This window comes from uncultured Arcticibacterium sp. (assembly GCF_964021845.1).
Taxonomy (GTDB): domain Bacteria; phylum Bacteroidota; class Bacteroidia; order Cytophagales; family Spirosomataceae; genus Arcticibacterium.
Genome location: NZ_CAXHZC010000002.1, coordinates 497653 through 511465, shown reverse-complemented (window position 1 = coordinate 511465; position 13813 = coordinate 497653). Strand labels below are relative to the sequence as shown.

At 36.8% G+C, this 13813-nt stretch carries 11 protein-coding genes; 6 read left to right on the top strand and 5 right to left on the bottom strand.

Translation table 11 applies throughout. From position 1 onward, the window contains the following. Positions 1-183 precede the first annotated feature (183 nt). From AADJ06_RS08880 to AADJ06_RS08865, 4 genes are all read left to right on the top strand, one after another. On the top strand, positions 184-1296 hold the full coding sequence (locus tag AADJ06_RS08880; RefSeq protein WP_341226077.1) for an HlyD family efflux transporter periplasmic adaptor subunit: 1113 nt from the start codon (positions 184-186) through the stop codon (positions 1294-1296). A 6-nt stretch (positions 1297-1302) separates the two neighbouring features. After that, positions 1303-4494, top strand: coding sequence for an efflux RND transporter permease subunit (locus AADJ06_RS08875; protein ID WP_341226076.1), 3192 nt, complete (start codon positions 1303-1305; stop codon positions 4492-4494). Beyond that, a complete protein-coding gene (locus AADJ06_RS08870; protein ID WP_341226075.1) occupies positions 4484-5800 on the top strand; it encodes a TolC family protein in 1317 nt (438 codons plus the stop codon). Before AADJ06_RS08875 ends, AADJ06_RS08870 begins: the two co-directional genes overlap by 11 nt. A 352-nt stretch (positions 5801-6152) precedes the next feature. Continuing rightward, complete coding sequence (locus AADJ06_RS08865; RefSeq protein WP_341226074.1) at positions 6153-7571, top strand: TolC family protein; 1419 nt, start codon at positions 6153-6155, stop codon at positions 7569-7571. A gap of 6 nt (positions 7572-7577) precedes the next feature. On the opposite strand, the gene tatC is transcribed toward AADJ06_RS08865, so the two are convergent. The 3 genes from tatC to AADJ06_RS08850 all read right to left on the bottom strand — a co-directional run bounded on the left by tatC (position 7578) and on the right by AADJ06_RS08850 (position 10474). Beyond that, on the bottom strand, positions 7578-8441 hold the full coding sequence (tatC, locus tag AADJ06_RS08860; protein ID WP_341226073.1) for a twin-arginine translocase subunit TatC: 864 nt from the start codon (positions 8439-8441) through the stop codon (positions 7578-7580). A 92-nt stretch (positions 8442-8533) separates the two neighbouring features. Continuing rightward, positions 8534-9817 (bottom strand): serine hydroxymethyltransferase, encoded by a 1284-nt coding sequence (glyA, locus tag AADJ06_RS08855; protein WP_341226072.1) that lies wholly within the window; start codon positions 9815-9817, stop codon positions 8534-8536. Between the two features lie 114 nt (positions 9818-9931). Further along, on the bottom strand, positions 9932-10474 hold the full coding sequence (locus tag AADJ06_RS08850; RefSeq protein ID WP_341226071.1) for a DUF4494 domain-containing protein: 543 nt from the start codon (positions 10472-10474) through the stop codon (positions 9932-9934). Between the two features lie 200 nt (positions 10475-10674). Here AADJ06_RS08850 and AADJ06_RS08845 point away from each other — a divergent pair, with 200 nt between their 5' ends. Further along, the gene (locus tag AADJ06_RS08845) at positions 10675-11757 is read left to right on the top strand and encodes an aminotransferase class V-fold PLP-dependent enzyme (protein ID WP_341226070.1); all 1083 of its coding nucleotides are present in this window, start codon (positions 10675-10677) and stop codon (positions 11755-11757) included. Between the two features lie 145 nt (positions 11758-11902). Beyond that, the gene (locus AADJ06_RS08840; protein ID WP_111371112.1) at positions 11903-12148 is read left to right on the top strand and encodes a type B 50S ribosomal protein L31; all 246 of its coding nucleotides are present in this window, start codon (positions 11903-11905) and stop codon (positions 12146-12148) included. 40 nt (positions 12149-12188) lie between these two features. Here AADJ06_RS08840 and AADJ06_RS08835 read toward each other — a convergent pair whose 3' ends face one another. Then, a complete protein-coding gene (locus AADJ06_RS08835; protein WP_341226069.1) occupies positions 12189-13070 on the bottom strand; it encodes a DMT family transporter in 882 nt (293 codons plus the stop codon). Between the two features lie 23 nt (positions 13071-13093). Next, positions 13094-13762, bottom strand: coding sequence for a GNAT family N-acetyltransferase (locus AADJ06_RS08830; protein WP_341226068.1), 669 nt, complete (start codon positions 13760-13762; stop codon positions 13094-13096). Positions 13763-13813: the final 51 nt, after the last annotated feature.

Sequence of the window (13813 nt, the reverse complement as noted above, 5' to 3'; positions counted from 1 at the left end):
GTTCACCCACTTAAATAGTTTAATCATCGACAAAAGCGTGGCATCTATCTAAGTAATTGGGTAATGAGTCCAAACATAGTTTGACTTTCAGAATATTTAAAGACCTTTGGAGTGATTACTGCATTTTTTATTCTCCATTTAGGAGGAAATGCAGTTTTAAATTCTAACTCACTCAATAAATAAATGAGACTAGCAATTAGCATTGTTTTAGGCCTGGTTCTTCTGACAGGATCATACTTATTATATCAAAACCTGGCAGATAGTAAAAAGCCTCCGAGAGGAAAATCTAATAAAACCACTAATACGGTTTTTGTAAAAACTGTAGAAAATGGAGACTCACCCATTTTTATAGAGACTAATGGTACTATTAAAGCACAAGAGCGAATAGAGCTTTTTTCTGAAGTTCAAGGTGTTTTAAAACCAACAAAAACGCCTTTCAAACCTGGTCAAAGGTACAGCAAAGGAGAAATGCTCTTGCAAATGGACGCAAATGAGTTTTACTCTAGCTTGGTGGCTCAGCGAAGTGTTCTTTATAATAATATAGTTTCTATAATGCCAGATTTGAAGTTTGACTTGCCTGAGTCTTTTCAACAATGGCAAACTTACCTAGACGAATTTGATATTCAAGGCACCTTAAAGGAATTGCCAAAGGCATTAAACGAAAAAGAGAAGTACTTTATAAATGCTAAACAGATAGTCTCTACCTATTATACTATCAAAAACCTTGAAGAAAGACTGATTAAATATGAAATAAGAGCTCCGTTTGCGGGAATTCTTACGGAGGCTTTAGTAGACCCAGGAACGCTCGTAAGAACTGGTCAAAAGTTAGGAGCTTTGATTAACCCATCTGTATTTGAATTAGAAGCGAATATAAATGCTGAGTATCTAGAATTCTTAAAAGTAGGAAAGCGAGTAAGTGTTTCAGATTTAAAAGGGGAAAAAACATGGACTGGTTTTGTGAAGAGAATAAATGGGGTAATAGACCCAGCTACCCAAACTGTTCAAGCATTTATTCAAATAAGTGGTAAAAATCTTACAGAAGGAATGTTTCTGGAGGCTTCTGTGATGGCAAATACCGAGGCGAATGTCTTGGAGATTGAACGTTCCTTGTTATCAACGGATAATTCGGTTTTTGTGGTAGAAAATGATTCAGTACTTACTGCACATCCTGTAGAGGTGGTTCACTTTTCTGATAAAACAGCATTAGTGCGTGGTTTGAATAATGGGGCTTTCTTAATGAGTAAACCTTTGCCAGGAGCTTATGATGGAATGATTGTTAAGGTTTCAAATCAATAATTTAAGATGAGAAAAGTAATAGCGTATTTTATAAAATACCCAGTGGCTGTTAATGTAGTGATAGCGGCTTTTGTCATCTTTGGTATTATTGGAATAAAGAGCATGAAGTCTTCTTACTTTCCGCTCACGGAGTCTAGAATCATTACCATTTCTGCTATATATCCTGGTGCTTCGCCATTAGAAATAGAGGAAGGCGTAGTTTTAAAGATTGAAGATAATCTCAAAGGTTTAGTAGGGATAGATAGAGTTACATCAGTTTCAAAAGAGAGCTCAGGCTCTGTGGTTGTAGAAATTGAAAAAGGGCAGGATATCAATATTATTTTGGCGGAGGTTAAAAATGCTGTGGATAGGGTTCCTTCTTTTCCTACAGGTATGGAACCGCTGGTAGTAGAAAAAACGGAAAATATTCGTGAGACCATAAACTTTGCGGTTACGGGTAAAAACTTACCCTTAAAAACGCTTAAAACTATAGCCAGAGATGTTGAAAATGACCTTAGAGCCATGGATGGTATTTCTCAGGTTGAAATATCTGGTTATCCGGAAGAGGAAATAGAAATAGCTCTTAGAGAGAAAGACCTACTAGCTTATGGTATTACTTTTCAAGAAGTAGCTCAGGCTGTTTCTAGAGAAAACATATTGGTAACTGGTGGTAATATTAAAACTTCTGAAGAGGAATATTTAATAAGAGCAAACGGAAGAACTTATAAAGCAAGCGACTTAGATAACCTAATAGTAAGAAGTAATGCAAACGGTAAAATTATTCGCCTAAGAGAGGTGGCTGATGTTACAGATAGGTTTTCGGAAACCCCTAACGCATCTTATTACAATGGAAGTTTGGCTGTAAATGTGGCCATCAGTAATACTAATGACGAGGATTTGGTGTCGGCTGCAGAACGTATCAAAGAATACATAGAAAACTATAATTATAATAATGAGAATGTAGAGCTGGCTGTGCTTTCTGATGCTTCCATTAGATTAAATCAGCGAACAGACCTCTTGGTAGAAAATGCTGCGGTAGGAATGCTCTTGGTTTTAGTTTTTCTTTCGCTTTTCCTTAATACGAGGTTGGCGTTTTGGGTGGCGGCAGGTTTACCTATCTCTTTCTTAGGGATGTTTATTTTCGCATCTTTCTTTAATGTTACTATAAACGTATTATCCCTTTTCGGAATGATTATCGTTATCGGTATTCTGGTGGATGACGGAATTGTGATTGCTGAGAATATTTATGACCACTTTGAAAAAGGAAAAAGTAAGGTAGATGCGGCTATTGACGGTACCATGGAGGTAATTCCACCTATTGTATCTGCCATTATTACTACTTTGTTGGCTTTCAGTACATTCTTGTTTTTAGATAGTAGAATTGGAGAGTTCTTTGGTGAGGTTGCGGTCATTGTAATTTTGACCTTAACTGTTTCTCTAGTAGAGGCTCTTATCATTTTACCAGCTCACTTGGCTCATTCTAAAGCTTTAGAGGTAAAAGATGAAACCATTGAAAGAACCGGGATGTCCTTAGTGTTTTCAAAGCTTAGATATATCAATAAATTCGGAGATTCTTTCATCAATTTTGTTAGGAGCAGAGTTTATTTGCCTGTTCTTAAATTCGGACTGAAGTATAAGTTTTTTACGGCTTCCATTTTCCTTGGATTATTATTTATAACCATAGGTGCTGTAAATGGCGGTATCATAAGACAAACTTTCTTTCCTAACGTGGCGTCTGACCGTGTGAGTATAAAGCTAAAAATGGAGGAAGGTACTAATGTGGCCATTACGGATTCCATCATATCCTATATAGAAGAGAAAGCTTGGGAAGTAAATGAAGAGTACACTGAAAAACAGGGTACAGGCGAGCAAGTGTTTCAGAATATTGTTAGAACTATAGGCCCTGGTTCTGCTAATGCTGGTTTGGCTATAAACTTACTTCCGGGTGAGTTAAGAGCAGCTTCTTCTATAGATATCACAAACGATATTAGAGAGCGAGTAGGGCCTGTTTATGGTACGGAACTCTTGACTTTTGGTTCGGGAGGTAACTTTGGTGGTAGCCCGGTTTCGGTTTCTTTATTAGGAAATAATATTACCGAACTAAAGAATGCCAAGAATGAGCTCAAAGAAGAAATGACTAGAAATCCTATTTTAAAGGATGTTTCAGATAACGACCCGAAGGGTATCAAAGAAATCAAAATTAAGCTAAAGCAAACTGCTTTTCCTTTGGGTTTGAATACGCAAGATGTAATGTCTCAGGTGCGTAGTGCATTCTTTGGCTTTCAAGCTCAGCGTTTCCAAAGAGGGCAAGACGAAATCAAAGTTTGGGTAAGGTATGATTTAGAGAATCGCTCTAGTATTAATAACCTTGACAAAATGAAAATTCTTACCCCTGGAGGGCAAAGAGTGCCATTTAAAGAGATAGCCACTTATTCTATAGAAAGGGGAGAAATAGCTATTAATCACTTAGATGGTAGAAGAGAAATTCAAGTTTCTGCAGATTTAAAAGATGCCAAAGCCTCAGCTACAGATATACTGGCTGATTTACAAGCAAACGTAATTCCGGGTATTTTATCAAAGTACCCAAGTGTTACAGCACTTTATGAAGGACAGAATAGAGAGTCTGACAAATTAGCAAAATCAGCAGCTTTAATTATTCCAATTATTCTATTTCTGATGTATGCTACTATAGCCTTTACTTTTAGATCTTATGGGCAGCCGTTTTTACTATTAATAATGATTCCGCTGAGTCTTATAGGCATAGCATGGGGTCACTGGTTACATGATTTTTCTATAAATATTCTTTCTGCTTTAGGTATCATTGCCTTAATCGGTATTATGGTGAATGATGGGCTGGTACTCATTGGTAAGTTTAATAGTTACCTTAAAGATGGACTCGCCTTTGATGATGCTCTCATAAAAGCAGGCAGCTCAAGGTTTAGAGCCATTTTCTTAACCTCACTTACCACAGTGGCAGGTTTGGCTCCATTGATTTTTGAAACCAGTAGGCAGGCTCAGTTTTTAATTCCAATGGCCATCAGTATTGCTTATGGAATAGCCATTGCTACGGTTTTGACCTTGCTGTTTTTACCTATTTTACTTTCAACTAGTAATAGCTTTAAAGTGGGTTTTAAATGGTGGAGAACCGGAAATGACATAACAAAAGAAGAGGTAGAAAGAGCAGTAATAGAACAAAAAAGTGAGATTCATGCGTATTAAGGGATTTATAGTATTATTAACTTCTTTATCGTTTTTTGATGGGCAAAGCCAAGAGTTCTTGACCAAAGAAGAGGCTGTTCAGATTGCATTGGAGAAAAACTTCAATATCAAAATAGCGAAGAACAACATTGACATAGCAGAAGGGAATGCTTCAAAGGCAAACCTTGGGTTTAATCCTACAGTTACGGCTACTGCAGGTGCAAATTATAACCTTGACAACTCTACCGCTATTTTTCAAAGCGGTGACGAAACTAATCTGAGTTTTGCGGCTTCTAATAGTGCAAATACAGGTGTAGGTGTTAATTATGTATTGTTTGATGGTTTTAACCGACAGTATAATTTAGAGCGAAACCTACAGACTTTATCGGCTTCGCAATTAAATGCTCGTTTTGCTCTTGAAAGTGTACTTCTAGAGCTGTTTAATGCCTATTATGAAGTAGCAAGAATAGAGGTGGATTATGAGAATTTAGTGGAGATATTGGCCATTTCAAAAGAAAGGTTGGAAAGAGCCAAAGTTTCTTATGATTATGGTGTTTCTACATTACTTGATATTTCAAATGCCGAAGTTGATGTAAACACCGACAGTATTGCCATTTTGGACCAACAGCAGCTGTTGACCAACGCAAGACATAATCTTAATTTCGTTTTGAATGGAAATATTGTTGACAACTTTGCTGTAGAAACAGACGTTATCTTTGCTCCTTTCTTGAGCAAAGAAGCTTTGCTAGAAGATTTGAAACTTGCGAATGTAAATTTACTTTTAGCTTCTTCTGATATTCGTTTAAGCCAAATTGACCAGAAACTAACCACTACTTCTAGACTTCCTACGGTAAGTTTAAACGGGGAATATGGTTTTAATAGGTCTCAAAATAATAAGGCGTCCTTTTTAGATAGAGCCAATTCTAATGGCTTTACCGGTGGAATTAGCCTCAACTGGTCTGTTTTTGACGGTGGAAGACGTAATGTGCAAGAGCAAAATGCTAAAATTACCAGCCTAAACCAGCAGCTAAATTATGATTTAACATACCAGCAAATACTCAGAGATTTTGAAAATGCATGGAGCGACTATCAAAATAGACTGGTGATATGGAAAGCTTTAGAGCAAAATGTGGTTACTAGTAAATTGAATTTCGAACGCTCAGAAGAACGATATAAACTTCGTCAAATAACGAATCTAGAGTTTCGTGAAGCTCAGTCAAATATGATAAACGCCCTTACGGCCCAAAATAGAGCCAAGTTCACAGCTAAACTCAGCGAGCTTCAAGTTTATAGTGTAGCTGGCAAGATTCAGGAGGCTGTTTATTAATCATCTATTAAACTTTGGATGTTATTGATTGCGAGGGTTTTTACCCTCGCAATTTTTGTATAGCTATTTTGGTCGAATAACTAAGTTCACAATAGTTTTTCCTACGTAAGACATGTTACCTACAAAGTCATATTTCTTTGACTTTTATACTCTTTTTGTATCCCTTTTATCAGTTATTTTGGGCTTCTAAGCACTAGTTTGGTACTAAAATTGTGCTTTAAAACTATACATATCCCATATATCTAAATAAAGGTGAAGTTCAGCTGCTGTAGATGCTTTTTCAAACATCTGGAGCGTTAGGAAGGCTTTAAGGATTTGGCAGATGTAGAACAATTTTGTCCAACTGGTAATCATGAAATATAATCTTCTCCTTTTTGTCTTATGCTCCTTAGGTTTTAGTGCCCACGCTCAAGAGAAGTATAGTTTAGAAGATTGTATCAATATCGCCATGCAAAATGATTATGATTTGAAGAATAAAAACTCTGAGATTCAGATTTCTGAAAGAGTTTATCGTCAGTCAAAATCAGAAAAATATCCTTCTTTAACTACCGGCTTTTCGCAGGGTCTACACCTAGGTCGAAACATAGACCCATATAGCAATCATTTTGTAGATCAAACATTTAATTCTGCTCGTCTCGCTCTTTCTTCTGAGTTTACGCTGTTTGATGGCAAGGTGACTAAAAACACTTCAAGATTAAAAAGAGAAAATAAAGCCATTAACGAATTGGAGCTAGAAAGCTTGAGCTTAGAGCTTAAGAAGATTGTTACTTTAGCATATTTGGAGCTTATTCTAAAACAACAAACCTTAGCACTTAAATACGAGCAAAAGGATATACTTCAGATTCAATTGGATAGAATAGCTCTATTAGATAGCACGCAGGCTGAGCTTGATAGTATTTCTACTGATGTTATAGCTCAGTTGGAAAATGAAAAATACTACATAGTTCAGGAAAAGGCAGGCTTAACCGTGGCTAGGAATAGACTTTTAGCCTTGATGAACCTAAGAACCGACACAGAGATTGATGTGGAAGAACCCTTAGTTCCTAATTTGCTTTCTTCTGGTATTGATAATAGGCAAGACCATATACTTAAGCTATCTTACTTAAGGCAAAAGGAACTTGAAATTCAACGCTCAAACCTTAATTTATTGATTAAAAAAGGTGCGAAGAAACCATACTTGTCATTAAATGGTGGTTTGAATTCTATCTACTCAAGCTTGGTTAATACTAAGATTAACACCCTTGATGGCGAGCCTTTGGAGTTTTTACAAGAGTCGCGAAGTGAGTTTGTGCAAATTGATGGTCAAAACATTCCATTAAATAGGTTAGTAATTCAGCCTAAGACCGAGGAGGTTAAATTTGGCTATTTTTCACAACTTTTTTCAAATTCAGGCCTTTCATTTGCTTTAAATTTCTCCTATCCTATCTACGACAAACAGTCGAGAAACACCGAAATTCAAGTAGCTAAAATTGAAAAGATAATGGCTCAGAATGATTTAATGCGGACGCAAAGTGAGGTTCAAGCTGAGCTAACGGAAATCAAAAGCTCCATCTATTCTTCAGAAGATCAATATTTGCAGGCATTAAAACAAGAAGAAACTCAATCAAAAGCTTTTGACTTATCACTAAGGCGTTTCGAAAAAGGTTTAATAAGCTTTAGCGAGTTTAATCAGGCTAAAATTAACCTAGAACGTGCTAAGTCAAACATTCTTCAAAACAGATATACCCGCTATTTCTATAATTTGATTTACAGGTATTATACAGGAAAGTAAAACGGCCTATTCAGCCGCTTCTTTCTGCATTCTTTTGTATTCCTTTTGAGATACTAGCACACTTACTTCATAAAGTATATAAAGAGGAATAGCCACTAATATCTGAGAAATCATATCAGGTGAAGGCGTAATGATGGCCGCTACTATAAGTAAAACTACTATAGCGTGCTTTCTATATTCTCTTAAGAATTTTGGAGTAACCACACCCACTTTAGTTAAAACAAAAATGGCCATTGGTAACTGGAATGTAATACCACAAGCCAAGGTAAGCGTAGCCAAAACACCTATATAAGACTGTATGTCAAATTGGTTTTCTATACTCGGGTCTATTTGGAAGTTTACCAAGAAATTGATAGCAAACGGAGCTACAATATAGTAACCAAACATGATGCCCATGAAAAATAACAAAGTCACAAAGAAAACCGCTCCGCGGCTAGCTTTCTTCTCTGTCATTTTTAAACCAGGCTTTATAAATCGCCATATTTCCCAGAAAATATAAGGAAAGGCAAATAAAAGGCCGATGATTGCAGAAGCTGTTAAGGCCATCATAAACTGGCCAGATACCTCTCGACTCATTAAGCTAAAGTTTAGCTTATCAACACATAAACTTGGAATGCCAACCATGTCGCCTATCTCACAAAGTTTCCTGTAAGTCCAAAACTCAGGCTGAGCCGGCCCTAGTATTACTTTGTTAAAAATAAAGCCCATAGAAAACCAGGCTCCTATCATGAAAACTAGTATAGCCGCAATAGCCCTAATCAAATGCCACCTTAGAGCTTCTAGATGCTCTATAAAAGTCATTTCGGTGCCATCACCCTCGTTTTCTTCTTCGTCGTCGTATTCTATTTCTGGAGATTGATCTAATGCCATTTTCTTAGTTTGAGTCGGTCAAATTTAAACAAAAAACCTTGTTGATGTTAGGCTCAACAAGGTTTTAAATAGATTCATTCAATAAAAGTAGATTATTGGAAGAGTGGATAGTTTTGCATCCATTCGTTAATCTCACCTCTTACCGAAGTAATGATAGCGTCGTTATCGTGATTTGTCAAAACTTTATCCACTAAACCTACTACTCTCACAAAGTCATCTTCTTTCAAACCTCTAGTAGTCATAGCAGCAGCACCTATTCGCATACCGCTGGTTACCATGGCTTTAGCGTCATCAAAAGGAACCATGTTTTTGTTAACGGTAATATCAGCTTTAATCAAAGTGTTTTCTGCTAATTTACCTGTAATTCCCTTAGGTCTAAGATCAATTAGAGCCAAATGGTTATCAGTTCCGCCTGAAATTACTTTATATCCTTTTTTGACAAATTCAGCAGCCATCACATTGGCATTTTTCTGAACTTGCACTACATAGTCTTTATATTGGTCTGTAAGAGCTTCGCCGAAAGCAACAGCTTTCCCTGCAATAGCGTGCTCTAATGGTCCACCTTGCGTTCCAGGAAATACACCAGAATCTAATAAAGAAGACATTGTTCTAGTTTTTCCTTTCATGGTAGTTTTACCATATGGGTTTTCAAAATCATTACGCATCATGATTACACCACCACGTGTTCCTCTTAAGGTTTTGTGCGTAGTAGTAGTAACTATATGACAGTGGTCAAATGGGTCAGCCAAGAGACCTTTCGCAATCAAACCAGCTGGGTGAGAAATATCGGCCAAAAGAATAGCTCCTACTTTATCCGCAATGTTTCTAAGTCTGGCGTAATCCCAATCTCTAGAGTAAGCAGATGCTCCACAAATAATCAATTTTGGTTTTTCAGCAACAGCTTTTTGCTCTACTTTATCCCAATCAATAAGGCCAGTTTCTCTTTCTACACCATAAAAGTGAGGCTCAAAATATTTACCTGAAATATTTACTTTAGAACCATGAGAAAGGTGACCACCGTGAGAAAGGTCAAATCCTAAAATCTTATCACCTGGGTTTAGGCAGGCCAAAAATACCGCTGTGTTAGCTTGTGCTCCTGAGTGAGGTTGCACGTTTGCCCATGTAAGACCAAAAAGCTCTTTAAGTCTGTCAATAGCTAAAGTCTCTATTTCGTCCACCACTTCACAGCCACCATAGTAACGTTTGCCAGGAAGTCCTTCTGCATATTTATTAGTTAAAACACTCCCTGTAGCTTCCATTACTTGTTCAGAAACAAAGTTTTCAGATGCAATAAGCTCAATACCGTGAAGCTGTCTTTTATGTTCCTTGTTAATAAGGTCAAAAATGGTGTTATCTCTTGAAATTGAAGTAGCCATTAAAACAAAAATTTGATGTTATTATAAATTCACAATGAAATGAATACAAAAATACTTTATTGATTCTAAGAACCTTAAATATTAAAGCCCTTTTAGTAAGAAAAGAGAATTTATCTACTCTTCTAAGTTTTCTTCTACTGCCGCTAATGCAGCATCAGATGGTTCAGGTTCTGCTGCTACCACTTCATTCATAGGTTTGAAATTACCTTGTGAAAGAATTTGCTCCGGTGTCTGCTCATAAGGAATCACCTCAAGAATCTTCGTAACGTTAATATCAGAAATGATGTAATCTTCTACAGTTCCTAATCTTTCTTTTAAAGACTCATATGCATGCTTAATGTCTTTTGCATTCATTAGCATCATTACGGCTGTTTTCTTTTCGGTTTTCGTCTTTTCATCAAAAATGATGTACTGAACACGGCATTTAAACCAAAAGTCTTCTTCTACTTCTTGTGTAAAAACCTCAACCAATTTCATTTTAGTAATAGAAAACAGCTGAAAATCCTGTCGGCCGTTGGCCAAATACTGATACCCTCTGGTTTCTGCATCTGTATAAGAAACTGCATCAAAAAGATATGCCTCTGTAACGTTGATTACTTTGTCGCCTTCGGCAACTTGTTGAAATTTTATTTTGACTTGGAACCAAGAAGTGTTCATATAGAAAAGATTCAATGTATTAAAAAATGAAGCTGCAAAATTACGGTTTCATAGCCAATTTAGTGTCCTAAAGTTTGAATAAAACCGAAGGTTTTTCCTTACCAGCCTTCGGTCAAGGTTTGAATCATATTTGCATTCCACTTTTCAAATAAATTTGATTTTAAAACTTTATTTTTGCGACTCATTTCCAGTTTAAAAGAATGTCTAGAGAAAAAATATTTTTCACGCCAGGTCCATCAGAGTTGTATCCAAAATTCGAGGAGTTTTTAAAAGACTTTGTCGATAATCAATTTGGTTCTATTTCACATAGAAGTGCAGCGTATAAAAAAATACATCAACATACAGATGAGCAGCTTAGAGAGCTTTTGGCTATTCCGGCGGAGCATGGCGTTATGTTTACAGGTTCGGCCTCAGAAATTTGGGAAAGAATACTGATGAACTGCACCGAACTAGAGACATTCCACTTAGTGAATGGTTCCTTTTCTAAGAAATTTTATAGCTATGCTACATCAATTGGAAGGCATGCTCATAAGTTTGAAAAACCTATGGGAGAGGGCTTTTCTTACGGAGAAATTGAAGTTCCTGAGTATGCTGAGCTAATTTCTACCACGCAAAACGAAACAAGTACAGGTGTTCAAATGCCGGAAGCCGATATTCATAAACTAAAGAGGAGTAATCCAAAGAAATTAGTTTCGGTAGATATGGTTTCCTCGGCACCAATTCCTGAAATAGATTTAAATTTGGTGGATACGGCTTACTTTTCAGTACAAAAATCTTTTGGCTTGCCTGCAGGCTTAGGCGTATGGATAGCTAATGAGTTTTGTTTAGAAAGGGCAGAGGGTATCAATAAAAAAGGAAGTATAGGTTCACATCATACTTTGCCAGACCTTTGGAAGCAAAGCAAAGCTTTTCAAACACCATCTACACCAAATGTTTTGGGCATTTATCTATTAGGTAGAGTGGCAGAAGATATGAATAAGCGAGGAAGAGCAACACTTCAAAAAGAAGTAGACCAAAAAGTTAAAAAGCTTTATTCCTACTTTGATAAGAAGGATGGTTTTTCTCTTGGCGTAGCCAAAGCCGAGCATCGATCTAGAACAGTAGCTGTAATTAATACAGAGCGAGCGTCTTCGGAGGTTATAGGAGCTTTGAAAGAAAAAAACTTAATTGTGGGAGCAGGTTATGGACCAAATAAAGAGTCTCAAATTAGAATTGCGAATTTTATTGCAAATACACCTGAACAGATTGATACGCTTTTAAAGGCTTTTGACCTACTCTTTTAATTAGACTAAGGGCTTTCAGGATGAGAGATTTAAGCTTTTTAATAAAAGCTAATAAAATTTCAATTCAATGTTCCTGAAAAAGAAAAGATTTCTTATCTTTGCAGCCCGTTATAAGAAAATATTTGTTTTTTAAAGATATATAGTAATGCAAAAAGACATTCATCCAAATTATAGAGAAGTGGTTTTCTGGGATCTTTCTTCTGATCACAAATTCATCACTCGTTCTTGTGTAGAATCAGCTGAAACCATCACTTGGGAAGATGGCAAAGAATATCCTGTATGTAAAGTAGAGGTTAGCTCTAAGTCTCACCCTTTTTACACAGGTAAAAATGTATTATTAGATACTGCAGGACGTGTTGACAAGTTCAAGAAACGTTACGGTATGAAGTAATTCTTCTTTTACGAAGAATTAAAGGCCTTCTCTACTGATGTTAATCAGTTAGAGAAGGCTTTTTTGTGTTCCAGTAATGGTTTAAAATCAAAGAAAGAATAATAAGACCAGACCCTACGTAAAAGCCTGAGGTCATTTTTTCCTCAGCTCCAAAAACTAACCAAGCCAATATTATTCCGTAAATGGGCTCCATGTTTATCACAAGGTTTACAGAGAAAGCAGATAGGGTTTTAAGTAATCTTACCAGCTCTAGGTAAGGCAAAACAGTACACAAAAGACTGAGTATAATCAAATACAACGCATCAATCTTGGTGAAGTTTATAGATGCAATTTCAATAGCTCCCGTGTTTAGCCTAAAGACTATAACCAAAAGTGAGATTAAGTATGCTCCACTGAGCTGGAAGAAGTTAATGGTGATAGGCTTGAACTTTTTAGTAAAGTGTACATTAGCTACAGAATAAATAGAAGCCAAGATAGCTCCTATAAGCCCTACCAAAATGGCAAGAGCATGCTCTTGCTCAAACTGGAAGATAATTCCCATTCCAAAAACTACCAATAAGCCCAGAATTAGTTCTTTCATCTGAATACTTTTCTTTTGACTAATGGGCTCTATAATGGAAGTGAAAAAGGCTGTGGTAGACATGGTAACCAAACCTAAAGAAACAGTAGCTAAACGAGCAGAACCAAAAAAACAAAACCAATGCACGCCCAATATAGCTCCAACTCCCATGAGTTTTAGGGCCTCAATCTTGTTGATTCTGGTTTGCGTCTTTATTAAATAAAGAATACCAAATACCAAAGACGCTAGAAGAGTTCGATAGAGAACCATGCCAACCGTAGAAACCGAGATTAATTTTCCTAAAATGGCTGTAAGACTAAATAATAGTACTATGCCATGTAGCCTTAGGTAATCTGATTTCATGACGTTAAAGTAATGAAGTATTTTTAAACCTTCTTTTTAATTAAGATACGCTGTTTCATGGCAAGCCATTTTTCATAAAGGGATGATTCCTTCACAAATTCCCAAGTTTCTCTCTTTTCGTTCTTAGGCTCTTTGGCATTGTATTTCATACCTGTACATAGGCAGTGCGACCTATTAGTACGGGTTAAAATATCGTAGTTTTTACAGGTTTGGCAGCCTTTCCAGAAAGCGTCGTCTTGTGGCAGTTCACTAAATGAAACGGGTTCATAACCGAGCTCAGAATTTATTTTCATTACTGCCATACTGGTAGTAAGTCCTATAAGGTTTGCATCAGGGTATTTCTGTCTAGACAGTCTAAATGCTTTGGCTTTTATAGCTGTGGCAACCCCACTTTTTCTGTAGTCGGGATGTACAATAAGCCCTGAGTTAGCCACAAAGCGACCGTGTTCCCAGGTTTCTATATAGCAGAATCCAGCCCATTCATTATCTTTGGTAAGAGCAATTATGGCTTTGCCTTCCTGCATCTTTAGAATAATGTATTCTGGAGTTCTTTTAGCAATACCGGTTCCTCTGGCGGCAGCACTGCTGGCCATTTCGTCGGTGATAGTTTCAGCCCATTTTTCATGTTCACTGGTAGCTACCTGTACTATAAATTCTTTGTAAAACGTTTTTTCTAAAACTTTCATCGTCATTTGTGAGGGGCTTACCCTCTCGGCGGGAGACGCTGTATCCTTAAGTGTAAA